Here is a 26,863-nt window from a genome sequence, read left to right on the forward strand (position 1 = left end):
CGCGGGTAAGATTGACGGCTTAGTCTGCCATGGTGGGCCACTCATGCCCGGGCCAGACCCCTAGTGTTGCAAATAGCGCTGCAAGAACAAGCTGGAGACAATATTTCGATGACGCACGCATCCGTAGTAGATGTGCTGACCGGTAAGTATGCGGTTGGCACCACCCAGACAGTGAAAGGGTGGATCCGGACTCGCCGTGATTCCAAGGCGGGGATCTCATTTTTGGCCATATCCGATGGCTCCTGTTTCCATCCGGTACAGGCCGTCGTTCCCAATACCCTGGCCAATTACGAGAATGAAGTGCTGCGTCTGACCACCGCCTGCTCCGTGGAAGTGACCGGTGTGGTCGTGGCTTCCCAGGGCAGCGGCCAGGCCTTCGAGCTGCAGGCCTCCGACGTCAAGGTAGTGGGCTGGGTCGAAGATCCGGACACCTACCCCATGTCTGCCAAGCGCCACAGCATCGAATACCTGCGCGAGCAGGGTCACCTGCGTGCCCGTACCAACGTGGTCGGCGCCGTGACCCGGGTGCGCAACTGCCTGGCCCAGGCCATTCACCGCTTCTTCCATGAAGAAGGCTATCTGTGGATCGCCGCGCCCCTCATCACCGCCTCCGACACCGAAGGCGCTGGCGAGATGTTCCGCGTCTCCACCCTGGACATGGAAAACCTGCCGCGCACGCCCGAAGGCAAGGTGGATTACGACAAGGACTTCTTCGGCAAGGAGACCTTCCTGACCGTCTCCGGTCAGCTCAACGTCGAGACCTATGCCTGCGCCCTGTCCAAGGTCTACACCTTTGGCCCGACCTTCCGCGCCGAAAACTCCAACACCAGTCGCCATCTGGCCGAGTTCTGGATGGTGGAGCCGGAAATCGCCTTCGCCGATCTGGAAGATAACGCCGCCCTGGCCGAAGCCATGCTGAAGTACGTCTTCAATGCCGTGCTGACCGAGCGCCGCGACGATCTGGAGTTCTTCACCCAGCACATCGACAAGGACGCCATCGACCGTCTGGAGCGCTTCGTCGCCTCCGACTTCGCCCAGATCGACTACACCGACGCCATCGAAGTGCTGAAGAACTGCGGCAAGAAGTTCGAGTTCCCGGTCTCCTGGGGCATCGATCTCTCCTCCGAGCACGAGCGCTATCTGGCCGAGGAGCACTTCAAGTCTCCTGTGGTGGTGAAGAACTACCCGAAAGACATCAAGGCCTTCTACATGCGCCTCAACGACGACGGCAAGACCGTCGCCGCCATGGACGTGCTGGCCCCGGGGATCGGCGAGATCATCGGTGGCTCCCAGCGTGAGGAGCGTCTCGAGGTGCTGGATGCCCGTCTGGCCGAAATGGGCCTGAACAAGGAAGATTACTGGTGGTATCGCGACCTGCGTCGCTACGGCACAGTGCCGCACTCCGGCTTCGGTCTGGGCTTCGAGCGTCTGGTGGTCTATGTGACCGGCATGGGCAACGTGCGCGACGTCATCCCCTTCCCGCGTACCCCGCGCACCGCCGAGTTCTAAGGCGACCCGCCCACTCGCACCGTGCAAAAGCCGACCCCCGGGGTCGGCTTTTTTTATGCCCGCCTCGCTCTTCCCGCACGTGTTCTTCCCGCATTTTGCATTCCCAACCCTGTGCTCTCCCCCATCTTTCCCGTCATTTATCTGGTGTGCGCCAGGAAGCGGCCCCCTGTTCAAGGGCTGAACCGTAGTTTTTATGCACTTAAATCGGAAAAGGGTCGGTTATTGAACCACCTCAATTTTTTACCTCTTTAGGGGTGACAGAATATCCACTAACCCTTTAGGGGCAAATAATGACAGATGCTCCCGGGCCCCTGGGCCAGTGCGGACATGGATTCAATCACACGAGGTAATGGAATGATCTTGATGGAATTTTTGGTGGTGCTCGGCTGTTTGCTGCTGGGTACCCGCTTTGGGGGCATGGGACTGGGTCTCATCAGTGGTATAGGTCTGTTCCTGCTGACTTTCGTGTTCGGCCTGGTGCCGGGCGAACCACCGGTGCAGGTGATGCTGACCATACTGGCGGTGATCGGCTGCGCCGCCACCCTGCAGACCGCCGGCGGCCTCAACCTGATGATGCAGGTGGCCGAGCGCCTGCTGCGCCGTCACCCCCAATACATCACTATCCTGGCGCCCCTGACCACCTGGACCCTCACCTTCCTGTGCGGTACCGGCCACGTGGTCTACACCATGTTCCCCATCATCGCTGACATCGCGTTGCAGAAGAACATCCGTCCCGAGCGCCCCATGGCCGTGGCATCCGTTGCCTCCCAGATGGCGATCTGCGCCTCGCCGGTGTCGGTCGCCGTGGTCTCCATGGTCTCCATCCTGGCGGCCGGTCACGGCATAGGTCAGGCCTATGGCCTGCTCGACATCCTGATGATCGCCATCCCCTCCTCCCTGACCGGTGTGATGATGGCGGCCCTGTGGAGCCTGCGCCGCGGCAAGGACCTGGACAAGGACGAGGAGTTCCAGGCCAAGATCAAGGATCCGCAGCAGCGCACCTTCGTCTATGGCGGTGGTGAAACCCTGCTCAACACCAAGTTCCCGAAAGAGGCCTACTGGTCTACCTGGATCTTCTTCGCCGCCATCGCCGCCGTGGTATTGCTCGGTGCCAACGAAGGTCTGCGTCCGGTATTCACCATCAAGGACAAGACCGGCCCGCTCTCCATGAACCTGGTGATCCAGATGATGATGCTGATCGCCGGAGCCATCATCCTGATGCGCTGCAAGGTCAAGCCAGGCGAGATCGCCAACGGTGCCGTCTTCAAGGCCGGCATGGTCGCCATCTTCTCCGTGTTCGGGGTTGCATGGATGAGTGAGACCTTCTTCCAGGCCCACATGCCGCTGCTCAAAGAGACCCTGGCTCACGTGGTACAGGCCCAGCCCTGGACCTACGCCCTGGTCCTGTTCCTCATCTCCAAGCTGGTCAACAGCCAGGCCGCCGCCCTGACCGCCATCGCCCCCATGGGTCTGGCACTGGGGGTGGAGCCGAAATTGCTGATCGCCTTCCTGCCGGCGAGCTACGGCTACTTCGTGCTGCCGACCTACCCGAGCGATCTGGCCTGTATCGGTTTCGACCGCTCAGGTACCACCCGTATCGGCAAGTTCATCATCAACCACAGCTTCATCATTCCGGGGCTGATCGGGGTCAGCAGCTCCTGCGCCCTGGGGTATCTGCTGACCACCATTCTGTTGTAATCGCAGTCGCGTTTAGCACGCCATTGACAGACAGGCCCCCGCTTCGGGGGCCTGCTTTTTTCTCCCCCGCCCTGTTCCCCAACAATTTCCTGCGGCTATTTCCAGCCGCCATTTCCAGACACTATGACTTTACCTGCGCCCCCGCCGCTGGGTAGCATGCACAGTCTTTCACCATCGGAATCTTATCCATGTCTCGTGTCATCCTGCTCTGGAGCGGTGGCAAAGATGCCATGCTGGCGCTCTGTCATGCCCGCAATGCAGGCCATCAGGTGGTGGCACTGGCCACCTTTGCTCCCCCTGCGCCCCGTTTTCTCGCTCACCCCTTGCCGCTGGTGCGCCGTCAGGCGGCGGCCCTCGGGCTGCCCCATCTGCTGGTCACCATAGAGGCGCCGTTCGAGCAGAGCTATGAGACTGCGCTGAGCCGCTTGCAGCAGGAGTGGGCCCTCGATGGTGTGTTGACTGGCGATATCGACAGCGTGGGGGGCGCGCCAAACTGGATCCGTGAGCGTTGCCAGCCGCTTGGGCTCACCGTCCACACCCCGCTCTGGCAGCAATCTCGCCAAGCCTTGCTGGCGGATATGCTGGCCCGCGGCATCATCGCCCACCTCTCCTGCGTCGATACCCGGGTGCTGGCGCCGGAATGGGCCGGGCGAGTGCTGGATGCGGCCACCCTGACCGAGTTGCAGCAACTGGCCGAGCGCGAGGGCTTCGATGCCTGCGGCGAGCAGGGGGAGTACCACACCATGGTGACCGACGGCCCGGGCTTTGCCGCCCCGCTGCACCTCGATGGCTGGCAGGTGGCACGGCAGGATCATCTGGCCTATCTGGCCGAGCCGCAAGGGTAACGGCGCCAAGCCATCTGGCCAGCTCATTCAAGGGCAAACGAAAAGCGAGATAAAAAACGGGAGGCAATGCCTCCCGTCTTGATCGGGTTGGACCCGTTTCCCACGAAGCAAGCAAGACGCCAGCTTATTTCAACAGCCTGATCAGCCCCCTCTGCAGCAGGTCGATGCATGGCTCGATGCTCTTCAGCAGCAGGCATACAGCGCCCGAGTGGAACTCGCCCCATGGTGCAGACGGCATCCAGCGCCGGTACCGCTTGCGGGCGGTATCCTTGACGATACCGCAGGCCACGACCATCGGCACGAGCAAGGCAAACAAGAGTACCAGAGTAGGCTCCCGGCAAGATTATCGAGAAACGTGACCCGGTGGTTGACCTCTCCTTTCTCCTTGTTTTCCATCTAAAAAAGTGGTTTTTCCGAATTTTATCCGTATTAAACTCCAAATAAACCATCTAAAACAGTTCTTCAATCCAGCTCCAACGCACTAGAATGCCGGGCATGGCATCCTGAGCAAGAACCTCCACTTTTTTTGCGTTGGATCAACGCCCGTCAGGGGTGAACTGGCCAAGATGCCCGTCGACACAAAGCGATCATTTCGCACCGGAGAGAGTTATGACAAGCCAAGCCACCGCAGGGACTTCACCCTGCGACTACCAGCTGTGGGACATCCTCGTCGAGTCTGCAAAGGAACGCACCACCATTCGTTATTCCAAACTGGCCAGGCAGGCCGGGCTGGAACAGTGCCAGGATGAGCTGCGCACCCTGCTGCAACGCATCCGCATGTACTGTACCGAAAACGACCTGCCGATCCTCTCCGCCATCGTGGTGGATGACGTGGGCAAATACACCGGCCTCTCCTCCAGCCTGCCGGATGCGCCCTGGGAACGGGCCCGGGTCTTCGATCACGCATGGACCGCACTGCACTGATAGCCCCCCTTCCTCCAAAACGCGCCCATCGGCGCGTTTTGGCTATCTGGCCCTCGCGCTTTCTTCCCCCTCCCAGCTGGTAAAACCAGCCAGCCCGGCCATGAGCGTTGCCATGGCTGGGCCACAATGCCAAAATCGGGCCCTTGCATGACTTCACGTTCGGATTTCAGGGCCCCAGGCCCGCAGATATAGGATCTCCCATGGCCACCACCCTCTATGGCATCAAGAACTGCGACACCATCAAGAAGGCCCGCAAGTGGCTGGATGAGGCTGGCATCGACTATCGCTTCCATGACCACAGGGTCGACGGCCTCGAGCCTGCCCGGCTGGACGGCTGGCTGGATCAGCTGGGCTGGGAAGCCCTGCTCAACACCCGTGGTACCACCTTCCGTGCCCTGCCGGAGGAGGCCAAACAGGGGCTCGACACCACCAAGGCCCGTGCCCTGCTGCTGGAGCACCCCGCCATGATCAAACGCCCGCTGCTGGACCGCGATGGTGAGCTGACCCTGGGCTTCAAGGCAGACCACTACCAATCCCTCTTCTCTCGTTAAATTTTTTAAGGAACGCCGATGTCGGATGTCATCGCACTGGCCAAGGATCTGATCCGCCGCCCCTCAGTTACCCCGCTGGACGAAGGGTGCCAGACCCTGATGGCGGAGCGCCTCAAGCGCCTCGGGTTCGTCATCGAACCCATGGTGTTTGAAGACACCACCAACCTCTGGGCCCGCCGTGGCAGCGAGGGGCCGCTGTTCTGCTTCGCCGGCCACACCGACGTGGTGCCCGCCGGCCCGCTGGAGAAGTGGAACACCCCGCCGTTCGAGCCGACCATCCAGGATGGCATGCTCTATGGCCGCGGCGCCGCCGACATGAAGGGATCGCTGGCCGCCATGGTGGTGGCCACCGAGCGCTTCGTGGCCGAGCATCCGGACCATAAGGGCTCCATCGCCTTCCTCATCACCTCCGATGAAGAGGGGCCCTTCATCAACGGCACTGTGCGCGTCATCGATACCCTGGAGGCGCGCAACGAGAAGATCCGCTGGTGCATCGTCGGCGAGCCCTCCTCCACCAACCTGGTGGGGGACGTGGTGAAGAACGGACGTCGTGGCTCCATCACCGGCGATCTGCTGGTGCGCGGGGTGCAGGGCCACGTCGCTTACCCTCATCTGGCGGACAACCCCATCCACAAGGCGGCGCCTGCATTGACCGAACTGGCGGCGACGGTCTGGGATCAGGGCAACGCCTACTTCCCCCCTACCAGCTTCCAGATCGCCAACATCCAGGCTGGCACCGGCGCCTCCAACGTCATCCCGGGCGAGCTGCACGTCCAGTTCAACTTCCGTTTCAGTACCGAGCTCACCGATCTCGATATCCGCGAGCGGGTCGAGGCGCTGCTGACCCGTCACGGTCTGGACTTTGAGCTGAAGTGGACCCTCTCCGGTCAGCCCTTCCTGACCGATACCGGCGCCTTGCTGGAGGCCACCGTTGCCGCCGTGGCCGCGGTCAACGGTCAGCAACCGGCCCTGCTCACCACGGGGGGAACGTCCGATGGACGCTTTATCGCTCCCACCGGCGCTGAAGTCATCGAGCTGGGCCCGGTCAACGCCACCATCCACAAGGTGAACGAGTGCGTGAAGGCGGATGACCTGGATCTGCTGGCGGACATGTACCAAGGGGTGCTGGAGCACTTGCTGGCATGACCCAGGATCAACTGCTTGGGCTCGACGAGAGCCACCTCATCCTGGTGGGGCGCGGGCCCCATCGCCTGACCGCCGCCACGGCGGCGGCCTTCAACGACATGCAGGTGGCGGCGGCCCATGAAGGGTTCAACCTGCAGGCGGCCTCCAGCTGGCGCGGCTTCGAGCGCCAGCTTGCCATCTGGAATGGCAAGTGGCGCGGGGAGCGCCCCCTGCTGGATGCGGACAACCAGCCGCTGGATGCGCTGCAGCTCGATGATATGGAGCGGCTGCACGCCATCCTGCGCTGGAGCGCCCTGCCGGGCACCAGCCGCCACCACTGGGGCACGGATCTCGACATCTATGATCCCGACTGCCTGCCCGTCGGCACCCGGCTGGCGCTGGAGCCCTGGGAATATGAGGCGGGAGGCTGGTTTGCCGACCTTGGCGAGTGGCTCGGGGATCACATGGCCGACTTCGGCTTCTTCCTGCCCTATGCCAAACCGCTGGACGCGGCTCAGGGAGTCGCCTACGAGCCCTGGCACATCAGCTTCGCACTGGAATCCGGCGAACAGCGGCTGGATCCGGATGCGCTGGCGCTTTGCCTGCAACAGGCGGATATTGAAGGCAAGGCGTGCATACTGGCCCATCTCGACGAGATCCTGGCCCGCTATGTCACCGCCGGTCACACCGAAAGGAGAATCTGATGAGTCTGTGGTTATGGATAGGCCTGCCGCTGCTGTTTTTGCTCGGGCTGTTTCTCAATGCCATCAAGGACATGAAACAGCTCGAAAAGCAGTTGCCGAAATACAGGGACAAGATCCGGGAAGTCAAGGACGACGAGGACGACTGACCTCCCCCGCAGGAGCACTATGGCGCTCCCGCGACCCTATTCTGGCCCCTTGCCGGGGTCGGTTTCCACCTGCTGACGACGCGATGCCCGTCCCCTGAAAAATGACATCGATTGCCACTCATTCCCCCCTCTTTTTTGCCCCCCTTCCGCCCTGCGACAACTGCTTAAAAACGGCACAACAACCGTAAAAAACTGCAAATCGATGCACAATTAAGCCACACAAAGGGGGGCAATCTGCATATAATGTGCCTGTTTTGCCGACCGCAATAAGGAGTTCGCCATTGGATGCCACCACCATCAACAGTTTCTTTTTTATCGGTGCCTTGTTGGTGGGAGCCAGTGTCCTGTTGAGCACGCTCTCGTCCCGGGTCGGCATCCCCATCCTGGTCATCTTCCTCGCCGTCGGCATGCTGGCCGGTGAGGATGGCCCCGGCGGCATCCACTTCGCCGACTACTCGGTCGCCTACCTGGTGGGCAACCTGGCGCTGGCCATCATCCTGCTGGACGGCGGCATGCGCACCCGGGTCTCCTCGTTTCGGGTGGCGCTCTGGCCCGCCCTGTCGCTCGCCACCGTCGGGGTGGCCATCACCACCGGCCTCACGGGGCTCGCCGCCGCCTGGCTGTTTGATCTCAACCTGATGCAGGGGATGCTGATCGGCGCCATCGTCGGCTCCACCGATGCGGCGGCGGTGTTCTCCCTGCTCGGCGGACGCAGCCTCAACGAGCGGGTCAGCGCCACCCTGGAGATAGAGTCGGGCAGCAACGATCCCATGGCGGTGTTTCTCACCGTCACCCTGATCGAGGTGCTGGCCACCGCCCAGCAGGGGCTGGACGCCAGCTTCCTGCTGCTGCAACTCGTCAAGCAGTTTGGCCTCGGCGCCGGCATCGGCCTCTGTGGGGGCTGGCTGCTGTGGAAACTCATCAACACGGCCCGCCTGGCCCCCGGGCTCTACCCCCTGCTCACCGTCAGCGGCGGCCTGCTGATCTTCGCCCTCACCACGGCGGTGGGGGGCAGCGGCATCCTCGCCATCTACCTCACCGGCCTCTTGCTTGGCAACCTATCCCTGCGCAGCCGCAGCACCACCTTGTCGGTGCTGGACGGTCTGACCTGGCTCAGCCAGATCGGCATGTTCCTGGTGCTGGGGCTGCTCGCCTCCCCCCACAAGCTGCTACCCATCGCCGTGCCGGCGCTGGCGCTGGCCATGTGGATGATCCTGTTTGCCCGCCCGGTGTCGGTGTGGATCGGGCTGCTGCCGTTCAAGAACTTCGCCCCCCGGGAGCGCTGGTTCATCTCCTGGGTCGGCTTGCGCGGCGCCGTGCCCATCATACTGGCGGTCTTCCCCATGATGGCGGGGCTGCCCAACGCCCAGCTCTACTTCAATGTCGCCTTCTTCGTGGTGCTGGTCTCCCTCATCCTGCAGGGCAGCTCGCTGCCGCTGGCCTCCCGGCTGGCACGGGTGGAGGTCCCGGCACCACCGTCACCCATCAATCGCTCCGGGCTCGAGATCGATCTCGACAGCCAGTGGGAGACCTTCGTCTATCGCCTGAGCGCCGAGAAGTGGTGCATCGGCTCGCCGCTGCGGGAGCTGCGCATGCCGGAAGGCACCCGCATCTGCGCCCTGTTCCGCGGCCGGGAGCTGCTGCACCCATCGGGCAGTACCTGCCTGCAGTCGGACGACATCCTCTGCGTCATCGGCCACGAGCGCGATCTCCCCGCCCTCGGCCAACTGTTCAGCCAGGCGCCGGAACAGGATCTCGGCCCACGCTTCTTCGGTGACTTCCTGCTGGAGGCCACCGCCAGGCTGGTGGATCTCGCCCCGCTGTACGGACTGGATGTGAGCGAGGTGGCGGATCAGACTCTCGGCGATTTCATTGCCCATCAGTTGGGCGATAATCTGGTGGTGGGTGACCACGTCGCCTGGCAGGGCCTGCTCTGGACGGTGGCGGAGATGGAAGAGGGCGAGCCTCGCAAGATAGGGGTGCGCTTCCTGGAAGAAGATCCGGTCTAGGACGCCAACCGGACCCTGTTCAATACACATACTCGGCGCCAATTCACGACAAGACGGTGAACCGGCGCCCGGCGAGAAGGGAGTGACCCATGCCTTATCAAACCCTGCTGTCTGGTCTGTATCCTCCCTCGCCCCGACTGGGGCTGATCGAGGGCTTCTTCGGCAAGGGCTGGAGCTGGGAGGCACGCGCCCGCTACGCCCAGTGGCTGCCCCGCCATGGTTATGGCTTCTACCTCTATGCCCCCAAGGAAGACGGCTATCTGCGCAAGCACTGGGCCGAGCCCTGGCCAAAGGAACAGCTCGCCCACCTGAGCCAGCTGGCCCAGCAGTGCCGCGATAACGGCCTCGCCTTCGGGGTGGGCCTGAGCCCCATGGGCGCCCATCACGACTATGCCCACAAGCGCCCGGCCCTGCTCGAGAAGGTGCGCCTCATCGAGGAGGCGCTCAAGCCCGACATATTGGCGGTGCTGTTTGACGACATGAAGGGGGATACCCCGGATCTCGCCCACTGGCAGCTCACCATCGCCCACGACATCGCCGCTCACACCGGCGCCAGCCGTCTCATCTTCTGCCCCAGCTACTACTCGACGGACCCGGTGCTGGAGAAGGTGTTCGGCGCCATGCCGCCCCACTATCTGACCGATCTGGGCCAGGGGCTGGACAAGCGTTTTGACATCTTCTGGACCGGCCCCCGGGTCTGCTCCACCGAGTACCCGGCCGCACACCTCAAACAGGCCGCCGACTGGCTGCACCGCAAGCCGTTACTGTGGGACAACTACCCGGTCAACGACGGCAGCAAGGCGAGCAGCTTCCTGCACCTGCGTGCCTTCGAGAACCGCCCCGCCGAACTGGCGGAGCTGACCGCCGGTCACGCGGTCAACCCCATGAAGCAGGCGGCGCTCTCGGTGCTGCCGCTCGCCACCCTGCCCATGAGTTATCGACTCGGCCGCCAGTACGACCCGGACAAGGCGCTGCACGCCTCCCTCAACGCCACCTGCGGACCGCAGATCTCCGCCATGATCCAGGCCGATCTGCCGCTGTTCCAGGATATCGGCCTGGCCCAGCTCACCCCGGAGCAGATCATCCACCTCAAGAGCCGTTACCTGCCGTTCCAGGATCAGGCCTGCGTGGGCGAGATCCTGCGCTGGCTGGCGGGGGAATACGTGTTCGATCCGGACTGCCTGACCGACTGACCCCCTTATGTGTTGAGGAGAGGGTATGGATGCATCCCTGATTTACCAGAATCTGGCGGTGATCGCCGCCTTCTTGCTGATCTACAGCCTGATTGCCGGGCGGTTTGAATCCCGTCTTGTCAACGGCCCGCTGCTGTTCATGCTGGTGGGCTGGCTGCTGGGGCAGGGCGGCGTTGGGCTGCTCTCCCTCTCCATCAACAGCGAAGGGATCAAGCTGCTGGCCGAGCTCTCGCTGGTCATCGTGCTGTTCAACGACGCCGCCAACACCAACTGGCAGGTGTTGCAGGCCAACCGGCAACTGCCTATCCGGCTGCTGCTCATCGGTCTGCCCCTCACCCTGGTCTGTGGGGCCCTGTTCGGCCACTGGCTCTTCCCCGACTTGCCGCTACTGGAGATGGCCATCCTCTCCACCATTCTCGCCCCCACCGATGCGGCGCTGGGCAAAGCCGTGGTGAGCAACCCGGTGGTGCCTGCGCCGGTGCGCGAAGGGCTCAATCAGGAGAGCGGCCTCAACGACGGCATCTGTGTGCCCGTGCTGCTCCTGCTGCTCGCCCTCATCGCCCCCACCGAACAACATGCGGGCACAGCCACGCTGGCCATCACCCTGATGCTGGAGGAGATAGGCATAGGTCTGCTGGTCGCCTTCGTGCTGACCAGCCTCACCATCCGGCTGCTCAAGGCCTCCTACCTGAACGGCTGGCAGTTGCCACTCTGGCGCCAGCTCACCATGCCGGGACTGGCCCTGCTCTGCTTTGCCCTGGCCCAGACCTTGGGGGGCAGCGGCTTCATCGCCGCCTTCGTGGGCGGCCTCTTGATCGGTCGCAGGCTGGGGGAACACAAGCACGCCTACATGGACAGCTGCGAGGGGTACGGGGATCTGCTCTCCGTGGTGATCTGGATGGTCTTTGGTGCCACTCTGCTCCCCACGTTGCCCGAGCTGATGCAGTGGCAATACTGGCTCTATGCCGTTGCCAGCCTGACCCTGCTGCGGATGGTACCGGTCTGGCTCAGCCTCATCGGTACCGGCCTCAAGCCGGAGCTCAAGCTCTTTATCGGCTGGTTCGGGCCGCGGGGCCTTGCCAGCATCGTCTTCGCGGTGATGGTACTGCAAAACCAGCCGGCGCTCATCGGCCAGCGCCCCATCATCGCCACCGTGCTCTGCACCATCATCCTGAGCGTCATCCTCCACGGCCTGACCGCCAATCCCTGGGTCGAGCGCTTCAAGCCTCGCTGATCCCCAACCTGCACTCATGAAAAATGCCACCGACCGGTGGCATTTTTACCTTATTGCTGCACGTCAGCGATGGCACTCAGCCGAAGGCCAGCCAGACGCCGACAAACAGCATGAGCGAGCCCGCGATCCGGTTCATCAGAGTGACGTTGCCGCTCCTGGCGAGGAAGTGGCGCAGGGTGCGGCCACCGCTCGCGTAAAGCAGCAGGCAGGAGAACTCGATGAGGAGGATGAGCACCACCAGGGCGCTGATCTGTGGCGCCATCGGTTTGGCCGCATTGATGAAGGGGGGCAGCAGGGAGACCATGAAGGCCCAGCCCTTGGGATTGGCGATGGCGGTGACGAAACCCTGCAGCGCCAGCCCGAGCGGCCTGGTTTCCTGCCCGGCCGAGAGATCAGCCGGAATCGCCATCTTGCCCTTGGCCTGCCACATCTGGATGCCGAGCCAGACCAGATAGGCACCGCCCACGTACTTGAAGGCCGAGAACAGGGCTGGATAGTTGAGCATGACGGCCGCCACCCCGACCACCGACAGCACGGAGACCAGGCCGACGCCGATGAGCTCCCCCCACATCATGTGCAGGGTGCGACGCACCCCCAGGCTCATGCCCAGGGTCATCGCCAGGGTCATGCACATGCCGGGGGTCACGGAGACAAAGAAGAACGTGGGAACAAAGAGTGCCAAGATGGCGGGATCAATCCAGTGGGACACACTACACCTCCAGGTAACAAGCAGACGATCTTGCCTATCACACTCTTTTAACACAAGAAAAACCTTTGCGTTCAGCAAGAATTCAGCATTAAAAACCCTGTGACAAGGATTGTCGCACCTGTGTAAGATGCGGCCTTACTCCTCTTTCGAGTCAGGATCTTTCATGTCTTTGAATAATCTGTCCATTCGTCTGCAAGTTCTCATTCCGCTACTGCTAGCCAGCCTGCTGATGCTGCTCATGGCCGTGGTCAGCAAGCAGGAGATCGACGGCGCCATCAGGGACATGAACAACACCACCGCCAGCGTCACCCGTCACAAGGACGACATCGCCGCGCTGATCCACGCCACCTACCGGCTGCGCACCAACGCCATCTACGGTCTCTACGATAAGGCCCGCTTCGCCGAGCTGCCCGTCACGCTGAATGCCGCCGAGCAGGAGATCAACGGCCTCTTGTCCCGGTTGGTGATCAGCGGGGCCGAGCAGGACAATGGCCAGGTAGCGGCGGCCCTGCAGGCCTATCTCGGCCACACCCGCAGCAACATGCTGCCACTGCTGGCACAAAAGCATGGGGACGGGGTAGAACCCGCCGGCTATGAGCAATCCCGGCTGCGCTTTCGCGAGCTGGGGGAGCAGTTGATCAAGCAGATCGACACCCTCTCTGCCCACATCAATCAGCTGATCCAGCAGGAGATCGCCCAGGAGCAGGCCCACTACCACGCCACCCTGCTGCAGACCCTGCTGCTGATGGCCGCCACCCTGGTCGCGGCACTCTGCGGCGGCTGGTGGCTCTCCGGTCGCATCGTCCAGCCCATCGGCCAGTTGCAGGAGGTGATGCACGCCGTCGCCCTCGGCCGCTTCAACGTGCGCGCCAGGGCAGAAGGCAATAACGAGCTGGGCCAGCTCGCCAAAGACATCAACCAGACCCTGAGCCAGCTTGGCAACACCATTCAGACCCTGACCGGCATCAGCGGCAACGTGGCCTCAGCCGCCACCGAGCTGGCCGCCGTCATGACCCAGTCCGAGGCCAACGCCCAGCAGCAGCGCAGCGAGACCGAGCAGGTGGCTTCCGCCGTCACCGAGCTGGCCAGCACCGCCGACAATGTCAACCACAACGCCGCCCTGGCCGATGAGCTGGCGCGGGACGCCAACCGTCGGGTCGAGCAGGGGCTGGCGCTGTTTGCCGAGAGCATCCAGGCCAACGGCCGCATGACCGGCAGCCTGGAAAACGCCGCCACCGTGGTGGCTCAGCTCAAGTCCCAGTCCGAGCAGATCGGCAAGGTGATCGAGGTGATTCAGAGCATCTCGGAGCAGACCAACCTGCTGGCGCTCAACGCCGCCATCGAGGCCGCCCGCGCCGGCGAAACCGGCCGTGGCTTTGCGGTGGTGGCCGACGAGGTGCGCCTGCTGGCGGCGCGGACCCAGGACTCCACCAAGGAGATCCAGGTCATCATAGAGCAGTTGCAGAGCCAGTCCCTCTCCGCCAACAGCGGCGTGCAGGAGACCCTGGAGATCCTCGGCCACAACCAGCGCCTCTCCGCCGAGGTACAAGACTTGCTGGGGGGCATCACCGAGGCGGTCAACCAGATCAATGGTGCCAATGCCCAGGTGGCCACCGCCGCCGAGGAGCAATCCTGCGTCACCGCCGACATCAGCCGCAACATCACCAACATCCACGAGATAGTGAACCAGAACGTGGCCGGCATCAGCCAGAGCGCCGCCGCCAGTCACGAACTGTCACAGCTCGCCGAGCAGCAGCGCAGGCAGCTCGCCCAGTTCCAGCTGTAATACTCCCCTCTCGTTGACAGACTCCGGGCCCCGCCCCGGGGTCTGCCCCTCCCGTTTAAAACGGCTTTTTGCCAACAAGGCGCCATTGGGGGCTGGGCTGTATCCGCAAATATGGGTATGGTAGAGGCACGTCATTCCCCCTCACCCAGAGAACACCATGAGCCTGAAGTTCAAGAAACCCGCTTTTATCGCGCTCGGCCTCATCGCCCTGCTATCCGCGCTCTGGCTCGATTTCTATCTGCCGGAACACACCATCGCCACCATCACCGGGGTCGAGGTGAAGCGCACCGACAAGGATGGTCCCATCAGCCAGAAGAACCCGGCCGACGGCCCCATCACCGACGTCTATTACATCTACACAGAGCGTCCCGGCGAGAAGATCCGGGTGTTCCGCAACGAAGACACCGGCTGGGGCTGGCCCTTCTACTTCAAGTTCAACGCCGCCGACGTCCAGGCCAAGGCCAAGTCCATGGAGTTCGAGAAGCGCCTGGCCATCATCACCTCCTACGGCTGGCGGGTGAACATGTTCTCCCTCTTCCCCAACGTCACCAAGATTGAGAGCACAGAGCCCGATGCCTCCACCTGGAGCTTCTTCCGCTGGTTCTGGTTCGGTATCTGGGCGCTGGTGATGGGCAAGGCCGCCATCGCGACCTGGCGCTACTTCGACCGTCTCGAGGACGAGATATGAGCGAACCGAGCAAGACCCGCTCCAGCTTCTACCGGCGGCTCTACGTGGCCCACCTGATCAGCCAGGGCACGGACACAGTGCCCGCCATCATGGCCGCCACCGGCATGCCCAGGCGCACCGCCCAGGATACCCTGACGGCCCTGGCTGAGCTGGACATCAGCTGCGCCTTCGAGCAGACCGAGGGGGCCCGCCACCTGCAGGGTCACTACCGCATCAGCGACTGGGGGCCCATCAACCCCGCCTGGATAGCGTCCCAGCTCCCCGCCATCAAGCAGACCCTGGGTTATCCCTGAGGACGATCTGGCAACAGATAAAAAGAGAGGGGAGCCCGTGGCTCCCCTCTCTCATGGTCATCAGGATGCCCTTTCCTACTCCGGGAAGGGCTCTTCCGGCAGCGGCTCCGCCGACTCCCCCCGGGTGCAGTCGATGATGGAGCGCTTGGGGTTGCCAGGATCACGCAGCAGCAGGGGAGCCTCCCCCCTGTCGTGTTTCTGTTCATCCGCAAACTCGCTGCCGTAGGCGTTGTGGGTCAGCCTGCGCGCATTGGCGATGGGGGTATCCACAAACAGGGCGTGCACCTCGAAGGTCGAAGCCGGGATCAGAAAGCCCGTGATGGGCAGGCCATGAAGCTCCTGGTGGGTCTTGTACCAGGCGAAGCCGTCTGACGTCTTGTCGGGGGTGAAGGTCTTGAGCAGCGGGTGGGACGGCTCACCGCTCTCGCTGTCCAGGTAGAGATCGTCCAGATCGCAGGTCGCCAGCCCCTGCCACATCCTCTCGAAGGGGGTGGCACAGGCCGTCAATTGCATACATGTCAGCAGTGCCAACGTCCCTTTCCACATGCACAACCCCTTATCCGATGTCGAAGAACTTAGTCAAATGCCCTTAGGCGCCCCACCAGCAGATCGATGAAGCCGACCCTGTCCAGCCCCAGCAACACCCGCGCATTGGCCGGTTTGCCGGTGAGCCCGTAGCGATCCACCACCGTCATCCCAACCGTATGCCTGCCCTGGGTCTCTATGCCGACCCAGCAATCCTGCCCATGAAAGAGCGACGGCGCCAGCAACCAGGCGATGGTACAGGGGTCATGGAGCGGCGCGCCAGCAAATCCCCACTTGGGATCCCGATGGTAGATCATGAAGAAATCGAGCAGGTCCGCCACGCACTGGGCCACCGGGTTGGGGATGGCACGCACCCGCGCTATATCCTCGTCCATCACCTGAGCCTGGTGGGTCACATCCAGCCCGCACAGGGTGATGGGAATGCCGGCGCTGAACACCATATCGGCCGCTTCCGGGTCCACATAAATATTGAATTCCGCCGCCGGGGTCCAGTTGCCCGCCCCCGCCGCGCCGCCCATCAAGACGATGCGGCCAATCCTGGATTTCAACTCGGGGTGGGCCGCCAGCAGCAGGGCGATATTGGTGAGGGGACCGGTCGGCACCAGGGTGACCGGCTCCGGGCTCTCGCGCAGGCACTTGGCCATCAATTCGAGGCCCGTCATGGCCTGGGGCGCAAAGGCGGGATCCGGCAGTGTGGGGCCGTCCAGACCCGACTCCCCGTGGACGTTGTCGGCGATGATCAGCTCGCGCATCAGCGGCTTGGGCGCCCCCGCCGCTACCGGAATGTCGTGACGACCGAGCAGGGTGAGGATGCGCAGGGCGTTGTTGAGGGTCTTGTCCGGGGTCTGGTTGCCCGCGCTGGTGGTCACCGCCAGCACCTTGAGTTCCGGGCTCGCCAGCGCCAGGATGAGGGCGATGGCATCATCGTGGCCGGGATCGCAATCGAGAATAACGGGCAACGCCATGGAGAGGCTCCTTACGACATGACAGGGAGCCATACCTTAGCAAGCCAGCGCCGAATGAACTCGGGAAGGGGTCACAAAACTGCATCGTCCTGCATTATCAATCACTTGCCACCAGGCACCCCAGGCAGGACCTGGCCAGCTCACGCCGATTCGCCCCGCACCACCGCTTGGAGTATGATTGCCCCCCGTTTCCAGCCCGTGCGCCCCATGTCTGTTATCGTCGATACCTTTATCGCCCCCCCTTGCAATGCCCAAATAGAGGTCCTGTTCGAGGATGAACACCTGCTGCTCATCAACAAGCCGAGCGGCCTGCTCAGCCTCTCTGGCAAGAACCCGCAGAACCTCGACTCCGTCCACCATCGGCTGGTGCAGGATTACCCCGGCTGCACCCTGGTGCACCGCCTCGACTTTGGCACCTCAGGCCTCATGGTGGTGGCCAGAGACAAGGGCATCAACGGGATGCTGTGCCAGCAGTTCAGCCAGCGGGCGGTGAGCAAGGCCTATGACGCCCTGCTGTGCGGCCATCTGGCGGACGATGAGGGGGTGATCGAGGCGCCCATCGCCAAGGATCCGGCGATCTTCCCGCTGATGAAGATCTGCACCAGCGGCAAGCCCGCCCGCTCCCGCTATCGGGTGGTGGAGCGACTGATGCGCGAGGGTGCGAGGGGCGAGCCCTTGCCATTGACCCGGGTCAGCCTGGTGCCGGAGACAGGCCGCACCCATCAGCTGCGCATCCACAGCCAGCTGCTGGGTCACCCCATACTCGGCTGCGATCTCTACGGCGGTCTGGAGCTGCCGGGTTGTGAGCAGGCGCCACGGCTGATGCTGCATGCCAGCGCGCTGGATTTCGTGCATCCGGTGAGCGGCGAGCCGATGCAGATCCGCTGTGAGGCACCCTTTGAACAGGTGCTGGCCGCCATGACGGGGCAACAGGGGTAATGAGGAACAGGGAATAAAGGGGCAGGCAAGCAGAAGAGGGGCAAAGCGGTAAACGGCGGATAAAGATAGGGGCCGCGCTTTCGCAACGGCCCCCACCCCCCACTCGTGGTGGTGCTATCAGATCAGCTTGCGGGCGGCGCCCAGCACGATCTTGATGGCATCAGATTCGGTTCTTGCCATGGTTTCGGCGTTCGGGATTTCCTGCTGGGTACGGTTCACGATGACACCGGCTACCATGCCGGCGCGCAGGCCCTGGCTGGAGCACATGGTCAGCAGGGTGGCAGACTCCATCTCGTAGTTCAGCACGCCCATGGCTTGCCACTCTTTCATGGAACCCTGGAAACGGCTCACGACGCGGCCGGATACGGTATCGTAACGCTCCTGACCCGGGTAGAAGGTGTCGGAAGAGGCAGTCACACCCACGTGCAGAGTGGAGCCAAGCTCCTTGGCGGTGTTGACCAGCGCGGTAGTGCAGTCGAAGTCGGCCACGGCCGGGAATTCCATGGGCGCGAAGTGCAGGCTGGCACCGTCGAGACGCACTGAGCCTGTGGTGACGATGACGTCGCCCACGTTCAGGTGCGGCTGGATGGCGCCTGTGGTGCCGATGCGCAGGAAGGTGCGGATACCCAGTTGGGCCAGCTCTTCCACCGCGATGGAGGTGGACGGGCCGCCGATGCCGGTGGAGCAGATGATCACGGCCTTGCCGTCCATCTCGCCGCGCCAGGTAGTGAACTCACGATGGCTGGCCAGGTGCACAGGGTTATCCAACAGCTCTGCGATGCGCTTCACGCGCTCGGGGTCACCGGGAACGATCGCCAGGGTGGCGCCTTGCAGATCCGCTTTCTTCAAACCCAAGTGAAATACATCAGACATAGTGGACTCCTGGTTGCATCCCGCCGCCTCGCAGCCGAGCGCAGTTAAGGTGATTCTTTATGGTATTTTCGAGCCTGTTTCCCTCCATCGGGGAAGGCGCCAACTATGGTCGAAAGCGCTTTCCAATTCCTTGACGCGCTTCACACTTCCACGCATCCGAGGCGGTAAAAAACCGGCAAAACGTTTGCTAACCTGATGAATTTCTTGAAAAACGTTTTTACACAGAACAAGAGGCAAGCGCCCTTGTCAATCCCCGTCTGGCCCCGGTTTTTCGGTCCGTGATCGAGTCCATAAAGTTGCCAATCAGATACCATTGACCCCGCGTCATCCCCTTGACGCTGTATGCAGGTACCGCATACGACTTGATGACCCCCCATCATGGCGACATCCAGGGCCATGTGTAACCCGCCGTGAAAGATGAAAAACCTGTAGCCCGCCGCGAAAAATGAAAAACATTTATGGGGAAAACGATAAACGGTGAGCTCGCTACATTTATCAAACTCAACGCATCTGATTCACCCAGTTTGATAAACCCTTGCCCGGGTTAAATGGTGGCGTTTAACGGCAGTCTGGTGCCAGACTCCCCAGCTACATCTCCACCCTCGCGAAGGGTAGATCGGGGAGCTGGGTCACAATTGCACCATTCTCAACCAGTACCCAACGACCCACGGCGGCACCGGTGCCAAACACCCGCAGGGTGGCCCCGCCCACCTGCTCGATGAGGCTGGTACCGCGCAGGGTATCGACCAATAGCACCTTGCCCCTCACCCGCACCGTGCTCGGCAGCATGGCCTCAAACTTCTTCCACGGGTTGTTGCTCGCCATCTATGCCTCCATGTCCAAATGCACTTCCAAGGTGACGTTCTGCCACACCGAGCTGATGCCAGAAGGCGCCAGCGCATTGCTGATGCACAGGGCCCTGGTATGGCTGCCATCTGCCCGCAGCACCTTCACCAGCTGGCCGGGTATCACCAGCCCGGGGGCCTGCCCCGGCCGCATCAGCGGCAGGCGCAGGGTCACCATCTCCTGTTCGCCCGAGTCGGCAATCAGGTTGCGACCCCGCTCGGCATTGACCGGGTGGGTCTGTGCCAGCACGTCGCTGATATCCTCGCCGCTCTGGCTGCCCGCCGTGCCGGGGCGCACCACCTCGGTGACCACCCCGTGGGTGGTGCCGGCGATCAGCACCCGCTCCAGGCGAGGGCTCGATGCCGACTCGCTCGATTCTTCCGGGATCATCGCCTCGGGGATGAGGTGGCTAAAGGCCGAATCCGGCGCCGTGGCCCACTGCCACGGACTCACCAGGTAACGGGGCTGCACCAGCACCTTGTCTTCGCTCATGTGAGGCACCAGCACGGCCCCCGCCGCCTTGGCCAGCCTGGCCAGCAGCTCCTTGGGGGCCATCCGTTCGCTGATAGAGCCTGGCGCCAGCGACCAGTCAGGGGTCTGAACCCACTCGCCATGGGCGGGGCGCTCGATGGCAAAGCCCAGCGGCGTCAGCAGCTCCTCGGCGAGCTGCCAGGCGGTCATCTCATTGGGCAGGGTCACATCGACCAGGGACGCCCAGGGGCCGTCGAGGAACTGGGTGCGCGAGCGGGCCGTGAAGGGATAGACCTCACTCCCCAGGGCACGGTTGACCCGGTAGCCCTGCACCGCAAACAGCCAGGTCCAGCCATTGATGGTCAGCTCGATATGGCGCGGCCCGGTGGCGGTCGGCTTCACATAGGGCAGATTGGTCTTGCCCCGCAGCTCGCCGGAGAGCTCCCACACAAAGCTGTCGATATCGAGTTTCAGGCTCGGGTTGAACAGGGCGAGCGGCACGCGCTCACTGCCATTGACGGCAACGCAACTGATCTCGTTCATGATGATGTAGGGCGCCGGTTGAGGATTAATGGGAGGCTCGCGATCGCCAATCTCGCCGCCAGAGTCGTCGCCATGTTCAAGCCCCCAGCCCGGGTCGAGCGGTTTGGCGCCCGCTCCCCATGGCAGCGCGTCGGCCTGGTCGGCCAGGCGGGCATAGCCAGCGGGCAGGCCGTGTCCCTGGTCGCGGGGAGCCACGGCGCGATCGGGCTGGGGCTCGGCCAGTGAAAACACCAGGCTCATCGCCTGCCACTCGCCCGAGGCAGCGGTCAGGGCAAAATCGAGCTGGTCGCGGGCAGGTAACCGGGTCAGCAACGGCGGCAGCCCGTCCCAACGCAGCTCCCAGGGGCGATGGCGAAGATCGGTGATATGCCAGCGGGTGGCGGTGGCCTGGTCGCGGGCGGGCGGTTGCTGCCAGGGGCCGGTGCGGGCCAGATCCAGCCGCTGGGCGGCCTGCTGCCAGGCGCTGCGCATGGGTAGCTGATCACGGGCCGCGCTCATCGCCAAGCCCTGCCAGAGGCGGCTGTCTTGCCGGGTGGCCAGTACCCAGCGGCCTGCTTGGGTCAGATCAACCGCCCGCGCCTGGGTCAGCGGGGCTGCCAGTGGCTGCCCCAGCGGGCTCGCTTGGCCAAAGGGCAGCGCGTCACCTTGGTCGGTTGCGTGCAGCAGGCCACGTGTCAGGGTCAGCTGGCTATCCCTCACCTGGGCCATCCCCTGCCAACCGCTGGCTACCGCAGTGCGGAGCGACGGGGCCATGGGTGGGCGCAGCGATCCCCCCAGATAAAAGTCGATGGCCGCCGGGGCGGGGATCTTCACTAGGCGGCGCGAGGCAATGGCGAGCGTAATGGCAGTGGCAGCGGGTGGCAGATACATCAGCTCACCTCGATCTCGGGTTGCAGCGGCCCATGGGCCACGATGGGCAGATATTGCCGAGCCCGAAACACGGCGCTACCGACAAACACGGCAGCCTCTTCGGCGAGTGGCCAGACCGGCTCCCCGCTGCCCGCCGTGCCGGGTTGCTCGCAGACGTACATAAAGCCGTTCCAGACGCTCGGGCTCACCACCTCCCCCACCTGATAGATGCGTTCGGCTTGCCAGATTTCACCATACTGCGAGAGACCTACCACCAACACCTTGCCCTGGTAGCTCAACCACTCGGCCGCAAAGTCCCCATCACCGCCGCTGGTCACCTCGGCCAGCACCTGGTACTGGCCATCGACCGGCTCTGCGCTCAGCACCAGCACTTCGCGGGCGCGGCCGATATTGCGCACCGTGACCACCCCGGCTACCCGGCCGGTAATGGTACGCTCCAACCAGTCGGGGACATCGAAGGCAAGCTGATCCCACGCAGGCACGACATAGGAGGCCAGTGCATCAAAGTTGACGGTCAGGCCAGGTACAGTCAGCTGGTAAGAGGTCGCCATCACCGCTCCTTAAACCGGCAGGCCGGTGATGAGGTCGCACAACACCGGTTTGATGGGGCCGTGGATTTGAGGTTGATAAATGGGGTCTGGCGTGAAGATGGCAGCCCCGACCGTCAGGGTAGCCGTGGTTGACCAGGGTTCTGGTGGCAAGCTGGTGCCGCTGTTGCCCGCCTTGGTGCAGAGGTAGCGAAAACCATTGGGGGTCGCCGGATGGATAATGTCACCCAGCACATACGCCTTGCTGGCGACCAGCAGTGCGCCATAGGGTTCGTAGGTGGCTACCATCACAACATCGCTATACAAACCGCACTTCAGGCTGAAACTGCCATCAGCAGCGGCCACTCCATCATTGATACGCGCAAAGTCGACCAGACTCAGAGCGCGCACGAAACGTGTCTTGGCAATCCCGCCCACCTTGATCACTCCTTTCACAAGGTAGCCTTGCGTCAAGCCGACAACATCTTGCTTAAGCAGACGTGGCTCGCTGGCACCATCAACGACCCACAGACCGGCTGGCAGCATGGTGAAACGATTGGAGTTGAAGGGATCAGCTACGGATCGCAGGTCGATAAAACCCTGAGGAGACGGGACACTTGACGGCGGCATGGTGAAACTATCTGTAGCAACAAACGCCGCCCCGGTCTGAAGATACTTCCAAGCGACTCCCATCAATATGGCGCGTTTAAATTGCATCCTGCCGCTATAGCACGCCAAGGTACCTCCATTGAAGATCACATCTTCAAATATGATCGTTGCTGAGGAGGAGTTCTGCTGGCCCGCCGAATTCAGCCAAAAGACATTGACAAAATTCACCTTTTTGAAGGTTGCACCCTGATAGTTATGCGTAAAGTGCTTTAATCCAGTCAGGGTGTAACCATTCCCATTTAATGTTGCTCGGGTCGTAGTGTTCAGGTTAAAAGTGTTGGCACTCAAGTCCAGGTCAACAATCAACTCTGCATAAACGCCGACAGTGTAAATATCCACGTTGAAAAACTGTATGGCGGCCGCCAGGTTATGAATGACATAAGGGTCCCCGACCGTCCCCGTCCCTTTCAAGTAATCGTTGACTGCCATCTATGCCTCCACCGGCCCCAGCACCATGGGGGCCAACTGTCGTCCTGTGGTATCCCAGCACATCACGATGACCGGGCCTGAATAGTCGCAATCTAGCTGCCATGCCCCCGCCCCGTCGGTGTGGGTATGGGCAAGCACCCAGCGCCCCACCCTGGGCGGGGATGAGCCGGGGATCACCCCGGCAAAACGCGGCAGGGCCAGCACCACGGCATCAGCGAGCAGCACGCCCTGGTCATTGACACTACCTGATAGTCGCTGCATGGCGCGGATCCTCGTCGTTGCTCATTGTCGGTGGCCGCTTAATCGGCATCACCGCGCTGGAAGACCTCGAAGCGGTCGTCCGGGTGGGTGGCGCGGCCGACGCTGATGCAGCGCAGCAACCAGATTGGGGCTAGCGCCGAACTGGTATCGAAGCGCACCACGTTGTTGTTGGCCCAGCCGCTGGAGAAACCCGCCGCCTCCAGCACAAAGAAAGGCGTGCCGGTGTTGGGGTTGAGGGGCGCCAGATCCGTGGTCAAGTTACCGGAGGCGATCAGCCCCCGCGTCTTGCCGATGACGTTGTAGGTGGTGGTACTGGTGAAAACCAGCGCCCACTGCTCATCCACCGCCCCCCGGTCGGTTACCTGCACCGGGTGATCCGCCCAGTTGTAGTTGGCGCTGATGGCCCCGCCTACGGGCGCACTGCCCCAGTTCGGGCTGGCGCTGTTCCAGCTCTGCTGGACGAAGTTGTTGGCCCAACTGGCAAAGCGGTCGCCAAACTGCAGACAGGAGCTGACCATGGTCTCCCCGGCCGGATAGTCGTGTACCAGCGGGTCGGCCAGGGTCAGGTCGCCGGAGATCTGCACGTCCAGCACCAGGCTCATGTGCTCGATGCGGTTGACGAAGGTGAGCGGCGCAGTCACCGCCGCACCGGTGTCATCAACCAGGCTGTAGCCTGCTTTCAGGGTCAGCAGACCGCTGTCCCGATCCTCGGTGTATTGGGTGGGCGCAAGGCGCTTGCCATTGGCACCCACCAGGTAGAGGTCGGCCACATAGTCGCGCCCGGCGTCGAGCACGGCGCCACCAGCTGGCACCCCCACCGCTTGGGAGACAGTGTGGGAGAGCACCAGGGTGTCGCCATCCTGGTAGATGGGTACCTTGCCATCGGCGGGCAGGCGCACCGGATCCAGCCCGATGCGGGCGGCATCCAGCGGCAAGGCGGTCAGCAACACGGTGTTGTAGCGGGCAGAGCTCGCCAAGATCGGCTTGGCAAAAGTTGCTTTCACCACCCCGGTGTTGGTGTTCACCGTCCCTGTCACGCCATCTCCCACCAGATCCCCCTGAGCATCGGCGCTGGCATTCACCAGGGAGCCGTCATAGGCCACCGCGATTAGCTGGAAATTGGCTTGCTTGAGCGGGCTGCCGGGGGTGCGGAAGGTCAGCGCATTGGCAAATGCCGCCGTCACCACGCGGGCACAAGAGAGCAGCGTGAGGTTGCCGGTGAAGCCGCTGAGATCGGAGAGCACCACCCGTCCTATTCCCAGATCCACCCGGCCAACCCGACTACCGGCCCCGGTACGGGAATCCGGGTTTTTCCAGAGGATGCCATCTCGCTCGATATAGTGAGTGCTGCCATCGGTAAACCAGAGCGAACCGGTCAGAATGTTGGGCTTACCCAGCAAGAAATCGAGCTCCGGCGCATTGACCTGCTTGGTGATGGGGGTAGTTCCAGTTCCCGTTCCCAGCGCTTGCCAGCTGCCTGGGCCCACCATCTCCTCAAACAGGTTGACGGTGCTGACCGTCCAGTTCTGGCCAACATAGCATTCGTACTTGTAGCTATAGCCCTGTGACCAGGTGAAGGAAAACCCCCCAGTCTGATAGTTGATCACCCCCACATTCTCGCTACCACGCATGAGGTTTCCCGCCCCATCGTCACGGATATCGATCACCTGGGTGGTGTAGTAGCCATCCCCCTGGGCATGGAAGCGCCCGGCGTAATTGAAGCGGCGCACCGCATAGCGCAGCAGGAAGCTGTACGGCTTGAACGCCTGCCCCACCGACCCGTTGGCACTCTGGTTTCCTGCTCCCGGGATCACCACCTCCCCAAGCAGACGGATATCCGGTGTGTAGGTCAGGGTATAAAGTCCATCGCTGGGCAACACGAGTGGCGTGAACTCAATCAGCCCATCCACATCGAGCACGGTGCCGCTGCCACTGCCGGACAATTCCCCCTGCTCGTTGCTGGTGAGGCTGTATCCGGTACTGCCATTGACCCAGCTGACCTGCAGCGAGCCCGGCAGGATGCCGTCCGGCAACTCCAGGCGCTGGTGCTTGCCGACTGTCTTGCTGCCCAGCAGCAACTCGACCGCTATCCCTTGAGCGGGCTGGTACTGGACGATGATCTCGCTCTCGGCATCCGGCAGGGCGGCAGTGGTGACGGCCAGGGAGCCGGTCACAAAGTTCTGAGTGCCAGAGCCCTGCCCCACCAGCTGGCCGCTGCCGTTGTCTTCGAGCTGCTGCCACTTGCCCAGCGCCCGATACAAGACCCGCACCGTGCCCGGCATGGGGATGGCGGCGGAGAAGTCGAACGTCCAGTTAAAGGTGCGGGTGGCCGGGGTCACCTCCCGGCTCGCGCTGATGAGGTTGCCCAGGATCCGCACCGCCGGGGTGTAGCTGGCGGTGGCCGAAGCGGTAAAGCTGCCCGCATTGCGCCAGACGTCGATCTGGCCGGTTTCGAAGTTCACGGTCAGCTTGCTGAAGTTGTTGTTGCCGCTTTGGAACTTCAGCTCCCCGCTGCCATTGTCCTTGAACACGCCCCCATCGATCGTGAGTTGCAGGGAGCCGCGCTTGGGCACCCGCTCCAGATAGCTGCGAGACTGGCTGCCCGCCACCAAGGCGAACTGGAGGGGGCGAGTCACGGCATTGCCCGAGGGTTGCATGATCGCCAGATCGGTGGCGGCAGAGCGGTCGGTCAGCAGGTTCTCGCCATAGGCGCTCGGCACGATCGGCTTGTAAACCGAGTTGACCCGCACCTGCAGATCCCCCGGCAAGGCTGGCCGCGCCAACGCAGCGACCCCGTAGTAGCGTGCCGCATCCGCCACCGTGGTGGTGAGGATGTCGGCCACCTGATTGCCGTTGGAGGTGGTCGAGCCGGTTGGATACGGGGCGCCGCCATAGAAGGTAAAGGCGAGCCGGGCCGTGATATTGAGGGTGCAAACCCGCCGTACCAGGGTCTTGAACTCACCACCGTGCTCGTAGGTGAAGGTCTGCTCGTGGGCCTCATACTCGGCAATTTTGACGTACTGCTCATAGGCGGCCTTGGTGTCAGGGTCCACCCCACGCAGCAGCAGGGTGCCGCCCAGTTCGGGCTCGGGGGCGGAGACCTCCTGAAACGCGAGGATCATCCTCTGCCCCTTGTACTGGTCGCCGAGCAGGTACATGCGGGCACTGATGCCGGGCACCAGGTAACTCTCGATGGCGTTCTTAACCTCTGCGCGGGTGTCGGTCGGGGTGCCAGCAAAGGCAATCATGTTGACGCGACTGTCGGCGGCATCCTTGCTCACCATGAAATGGGAGCCCAGGTACACCTCCTGGGTATCCACCGCCACCCCGCCGAAGATCTTGCGGATATTGACCCGGCCCTGGGTGCGGTCCAGGCGACTGGTGTCTGGGAACAGGTTGTTGACCTGCCCATCGATCACCAGGCGGCCGGTCGGCAACCCACCGCCGTTGTCTTCATCCGTCAGCCTGGCCGACTCGTAGATGACGATATCTTTTGCTGTGATGGGCATG

At 62.8% G+C, this 26,863-nt stretch carries 26 protein-coding genes; 15 read left to right on the plus strand and 11 right to left on the minus strand.

The annotated features are described in order from the left end of the window. Nucleotides 1-108 precede the first annotated feature (108 nt). The 3 genes from asnS to KW824_RS04095 all read left to right on the plus strand — a co-directional run bounded on the left by asnS (nt 109) and on the right by KW824_RS04095 (nt 4,052). Nucleotides 109-1,509 carry an asparagine--tRNA ligase gene (asnS, locus tag KW824_RS04085; RefSeq protein ID WP_041206162.1) on the plus strand — a complete coding sequence of 467 codons (1,401 nt, stop codon included), beginning with the start codon at nt 109-111 and terminating at the stop codon, nt 1,507-1,509. Nucleotides 1,510-1,863: 354 nt separating this feature from the next. Further along, complete coding sequence (locus KW824_RS04090) at nt 1,864-3,207, plus strand: anaerobic C4-dicarboxylate transporter (RefSeq protein ID WP_139751520.1); 1,344 nt, start codon at nt 1,864-1,866, stop codon at nt 3,205-3,207. Between the two features lie 188 nt (nt 3,208-3,395). Beyond that, nucleotides 3,396-4,052, plus strand: coding sequence for a hypothetical protein (locus KW824_RS04095; protein ID WP_043131635.1), 657 nt, complete (start codon nt 3,396-3,398; stop codon nt 4,050-4,052). Between the two features lie 124 nt (nt 4,053-4,176). Here KW824_RS04095 and KW824_RS04100 read toward each other — a convergent pair whose 3' ends face one another. Next, entirely contained in the window at nt 4,177-4,368 is a 192-nt protein-coding gene (locus KW824_RS04100) for a hypothetical protein (protein WP_218408979.1), read from the minus strand. Between the two features lie 293 nt (nt 4,369-4,661). On the opposite strand from KW824_RS04100, the gene KW824_RS04105 reads away from it, so the two are divergent. From KW824_RS04105 to KW824_RS04140, 8 genes are all read left to right on the plus strand, one after another. Next, entirely contained in the window at nt 4,662-4,976 is a 315-nt protein-coding gene (locus KW824_RS04105; protein ID WP_042648987.1) for a hypothetical protein, read from the plus strand. Between the two features lie 200 nt (nt 4,977-5,176). Next, entirely contained in the window at nt 5,177-5,527 is a 351-nt protein-coding gene (locus KW824_RS04110) for an ArsC family reductase (RefSeq protein WP_005325758.1), read from the plus strand. 18 nt (nt 5,528-5,545) lie between these two features. Further along, the gene (gene dapE / locus KW824_RS04115) at nt 5,546-6,673 is read left to right on the plus strand and encodes a succinyl-diaminopimelate desuccinylase (protein WP_218408980.1); all 1,128 of its coding nucleotides are present in this window, start codon (nt 5,546-5,548) and stop codon (nt 6,671-6,673) included. Next, entirely contained in the window at nt 6,670-7,356 is a 687-nt protein-coding gene (locus tag KW824_RS04120; protein WP_218408981.1) for a M15 family metallopeptidase, read from the plus strand. Before dapE ends, KW824_RS04120 begins: the two co-directional genes overlap by 4 nt. After that, entirely contained in the window at nt 7,356-7,502 is a 147-nt protein-coding gene (locus KW824_RS04125) for a hypothetical protein (RefSeq protein ID WP_005325762.1), read from the plus strand. The genes KW824_RS04120 and KW824_RS04125 overlap by 1 nt, the downstream gene beginning before the upstream one ends. 281 nt (nt 7,503-7,783) lie before the next feature. After that, nucleotides 7,784-9,511: a potassium/proton antiporter gene (locus tag KW824_RS04130; RefSeq protein WP_218408982.1), complete on the plus strand. Its 1,728-nt coding sequence runs from the start codon at nt 7,784-7,786 to the stop codon at nt 9,509-9,511. Between the two features lie 89 nt (nt 9,512-9,600). Continuing rightward, complete coding sequence (locus KW824_RS04135) at nt 9,601-10,704, plus strand: beta-N-acetylglucosaminidase domain-containing protein (RefSeq protein WP_218408983.1); 1,104 nt, start codon at nt 9,601-9,603, stop codon at nt 10,702-10,704. Between the two features lie 25 nt (nt 10,705-10,729). After that, the gene (locus tag KW824_RS04140; protein ID WP_043131647.1) at nt 10,730-11,938 is read left to right on the plus strand and encodes a sodium:proton antiporter; all 1,209 of its coding nucleotides are present in this window, start codon (nt 10,730-10,732) and stop codon (nt 11,936-11,938) included. Between the two features lie 76 nt (nt 11,939-12,014). On the opposite strand, the gene KW824_RS04145 is transcribed toward KW824_RS04140, so the two are convergent. Further along, nucleotides 12,015-12,647 (minus strand): LysE family translocator, encoded by a 633-nt coding sequence (locus KW824_RS04145; protein WP_005325766.1) that lies wholly within the window; start codon nt 12,645-12,647, stop codon nt 12,015-12,017. A gap of 163 nt (nt 12,648-12,810) precedes the next feature. On the opposite strand from KW824_RS04145, the gene KW824_RS04150 reads away from it, so the two are divergent. The 3 genes from KW824_RS04150 (at nt 12,811) to KW824_RS04160 (ending at nt 15,414) form a co-directional block, all read left to right on the plus strand. Then, the gene (locus tag KW824_RS04150; RefSeq protein WP_218408984.1) at nt 12,811-14,433 is read left to right on the plus strand and encodes a methyl-accepting chemotaxis protein; all 1,623 of its coding nucleotides are present in this window, start codon (nt 12,811-12,813) and stop codon (nt 14,431-14,433) included. A 157-nt stretch (nt 14,434-14,590) separates the two neighbouring features. Beyond that, nucleotides 14,591-15,121, plus strand: coding sequence for a DUF1523 family protein (locus KW824_RS04155; protein WP_043131650.1), 531 nt, complete (start codon nt 14,591-14,593; stop codon nt 15,119-15,121). Next, the gene (locus tag KW824_RS04160) at nt 15,118-15,414 is read left to right on the plus strand and encodes a helix-turn-helix domain-containing protein (protein WP_043131652.1); all 297 of its coding nucleotides are present in this window, start codon (nt 15,118-15,120) and stop codon (nt 15,412-15,414) included. Before KW824_RS04155 ends, KW824_RS04160 begins: the two co-directional genes overlap by 4 nt. A gap of 75 nt (nt 15,415-15,489) precedes the next feature. On the opposite strand, the gene KW824_RS04165 is transcribed toward KW824_RS04160, so the two are convergent. After that, the gene (locus KW824_RS04165; protein ID WP_041206165.1) at nt 15,490-15,960 is read right to left on the minus strand and encodes a hypothetical protein; all 471 of its coding nucleotides are present in this window, start codon (nt 15,958-15,960) and stop codon (nt 15,490-15,492) included. Nucleotides 15,961-15,989: 29 nt separating this feature from the next. Continuing rightward, nucleotides 15,990-16,925, minus strand: a complete 936-nt coding sequence (gene rihA / locus KW824_RS04170) for a pyrimidine-specific ribonucleoside hydrolase RihA (RefSeq protein WP_218408985.1) — start codon at nt 16,923-16,925, stop codon at nt 15,990-15,992. A 174-nt stretch (nt 16,926-17,099) separates the two neighbouring features. Between rihA and KW824_RS04175 the strand changes: the two genes are divergently transcribed. Continuing rightward, nucleotides 17,100-17,864, plus strand: a complete 765-nt coding sequence (locus KW824_RS04175) for an RluA family pseudouridine synthase (RefSeq protein ID WP_218408986.1) — start codon at nt 17,100-17,102, stop codon at nt 17,862-17,864. Between the two features lie 117 nt (nt 17,865-17,981). On the opposite strand, the gene udp is transcribed toward KW824_RS04175, so the two are convergent. From udp to KW824_RS04210, 7 genes are all read right to left on the minus strand, one after another. Beyond that, nucleotides 17,982-18,737 (minus strand): uridine phosphorylase, encoded by a 756-nt coding sequence (gene udp / locus KW824_RS04180; RefSeq protein WP_025326293.1) that lies wholly within the window; start codon nt 18,735-18,737, stop codon nt 17,982-17,984. A gap of 588 nt (nt 18,738-19,325) precedes the next feature. Further along, the gene (locus KW824_RS04185) at nt 19,326-19,562 is read right to left on the minus strand and encodes a hypothetical protein (RefSeq protein WP_218408987.1); all 237 of its coding nucleotides are present in this window, start codon (nt 19,560-19,562) and stop codon (nt 19,326-19,328) included. Then, nucleotides 19,563-21,467 carry a hypothetical protein gene (locus KW824_RS04190; protein WP_218408988.1) on the minus strand — a complete coding sequence of 635 codons (1,905 nt, stop codon included), beginning with the start codon at nt 21,465-21,467 and terminating at the stop codon, nt 19,563-19,565. Then, complete coding sequence (locus KW824_RS04195; RefSeq protein ID WP_218408989.1) at nt 21,467-22,018, minus strand: hypothetical protein; 552 nt, start codon at nt 22,016-22,018, stop codon at nt 21,467-21,469. The genes KW824_RS04190 and KW824_RS04195 overlap by 1 nt, the downstream gene beginning before the upstream one ends. A gap of 9 nt (nt 22,019-22,027) precedes the next feature. Further along, nucleotides 22,028-23,092: a hypothetical protein gene (locus tag KW824_RS04200; RefSeq protein WP_218408990.1), complete on the minus strand. Its 1,065-nt coding sequence runs from the start codon at nt 23,090-23,092 to the stop codon at nt 22,028-22,030. Continuing rightward, nucleotides 23,093-23,353 carry a hypothetical protein gene (locus KW824_RS04205; protein ID WP_218408991.1) on the minus strand — a complete coding sequence of 87 codons (261 nt, stop codon included), beginning with the start codon at nt 23,351-23,353 and terminating at the stop codon, nt 23,093-23,095. Nucleotides 23,354-23,391: 38 nt separating this feature from the next. Continuing rightward, nucleotides 23,392-26,862: a hypothetical protein gene (locus KW824_RS04210; RefSeq protein WP_218408992.1), complete on the minus strand. Its 3,471-nt coding sequence runs from the start codon at nt 26,860-26,862 to the stop codon at nt 23,392-23,394. Nucleotide 26,863 lies beyond the last annotated feature (1 nt).

The sequence above is a fragment of the Aeromonas sp. sif0611 genome (genome assembly GCF_019218845.1).
Lineage (GTDB): Bacteria > Pseudomonadota > Gammaproteobacteria > Enterobacterales > Aeromonadaceae > Aeromonas > Aeromonas media.

Bases quoted from the DNA above. Each gene is read 5' to 3' on its own strand.
- asnS (WP_041206162.1), top strand. From the start codon at position 109: ATGACGCACGCATCCGTAGTAGATGTGCTGACCGGTAAGTATGCGGTT.
- KW824_RS04090 (WP_139751520.1), top strand. From the start codon at position 1,864: ATGATCTTGATGGAATTTTTGGTGGTGCTCGGCTGTTTGCTGCTGGGT.
- KW824_RS04095 (WP_043131635.1), top strand. From the start codon at position 3,396: ATGTCTCGTGTCATCCTGCTCTGGAGCGGTGGCAAAGATGCCATGCTG.
- KW824_RS04105 (WP_042648987.1), top strand. From the start codon at position 4,662: ATGACAAGCCAAGCCACCGCAGGGACTTCACCCTGCGACTACCAGCTG.
- KW824_RS04110 (WP_005325758.1), top strand. From the start codon at position 5,177: ATGGCCACCACCCTCTATGGCATCAAGAACTGCGACACCATCAAGAAG.
- dapE (WP_218408980.1), top strand. From the start codon at position 5,546: ATGTCGGATGTCATCGCACTGGCCAAGGATCTGATCCGCCGCCCCTCA.
- KW824_RS04120 (WP_218408981.1), top strand. From the start codon at position 6,670: ATGACCCAGGATCAACTGCTTGGGCTCGACGAGAGCCACCTCATCCTG.
- KW824_RS04125 (WP_005325762.1), top strand. From the start codon at position 7,356: ATGAGTCTGTGGTTATGGATAGGCCTGCCGCTGCTGTTTTTGCTCGGG.
- KW824_RS04135 (WP_218408983.1), top strand. From the start codon at position 9,601: ATGCCTTATCAAACCCTGCTGTCTGGTCTGTATCCTCCCTCGCCCCGA.
- KW824_RS04140 (WP_043131647.1), top strand. From the start codon at position 10,730: ATGGATGCATCCCTGATTTACCAGAATCTGGCGGTGATCGCCGCCTTC.
- KW824_RS04150 (WP_218408984.1), top strand. From the start codon at position 12,811: ATGTCTTTGAATAATCTGTCCATTCGTCTGCAAGTTCTCATTCCGCTA.
- KW824_RS04155 (WP_043131650.1), top strand. From the start codon at position 14,591: ATGAGCCTGAAGTTCAAGAAACCCGCTTTTATCGCGCTCGGCCTCATC.
- KW824_RS04160 (WP_043131652.1), top strand. From the start codon at position 15,118: ATGAGCGAACCGAGCAAGACCCGCTCCAGCTTCTACCGGCGGCTCTAC.
- KW824_RS04165 (WP_041206165.1), bottom strand. From the start codon at position 15,960: ATGTGGAAAGGGACGTTGGCACTGCTGACATGTATGCAATTGACGGCC.
- rihA (WP_218408985.1), bottom strand. From the start codon at position 16,925: ATGGCGTTGCCCGTTATTCTCGATTGCGATCCCGGCCACGATGATGCC.
- KW824_RS04175 (WP_218408986.1), top strand. From the start codon at position 17,100: ATGATTGCCCCCCGTTTCCAGCCCGTGCGCCCCATGTCTGTTATCGTC.
- udp (WP_025326293.1), bottom strand. From the start codon at position 18,737: ATGTCTGATGTATTTCACTTGGGTTTGAAGAAAGCGGATCTGCAAGGC.
- KW824_RS04185 (WP_218408987.1), bottom strand. From the start codon at position 19,562: ATGGCGAGCAACAACCCGTGGAAGAAGTTTGAGGCCATGCTGCCGAGC.
- KW824_RS04190 (WP_218408988.1), bottom strand. From the start codon at position 21,467: ATGTATCTGCCACCCGCTGCCACTGCCATTACGCTCGCCATTGCCTCG.
- KW824_RS04195 (WP_218408989.1), bottom strand. From the start codon at position 22,018: ATGGCGACCTCTTACCAGCTGACTGTACCTGGCCTGACCGTCAACTTT.
- KW824_RS04200 (WP_218408990.1), bottom strand. From the start codon at position 23,092: ATGGCAGTCAACGATTACTTGAAAGGGACGGGGACGGTCGGGGACCCT.
- KW824_RS04205 (WP_218408991.1), bottom strand. From the start codon at position 23,353: ATGCAGCGACTATCAGGTAGTGTCAATGACCAGGGCGTGCTGCTCGCT.
- KW824_RS04210 (WP_218408992.1), bottom strand. From the start codon at position 26,862: ATGCCCATCACAGCAAAAGATATCGTCATCTACGAGTCGGCCAGGCTG.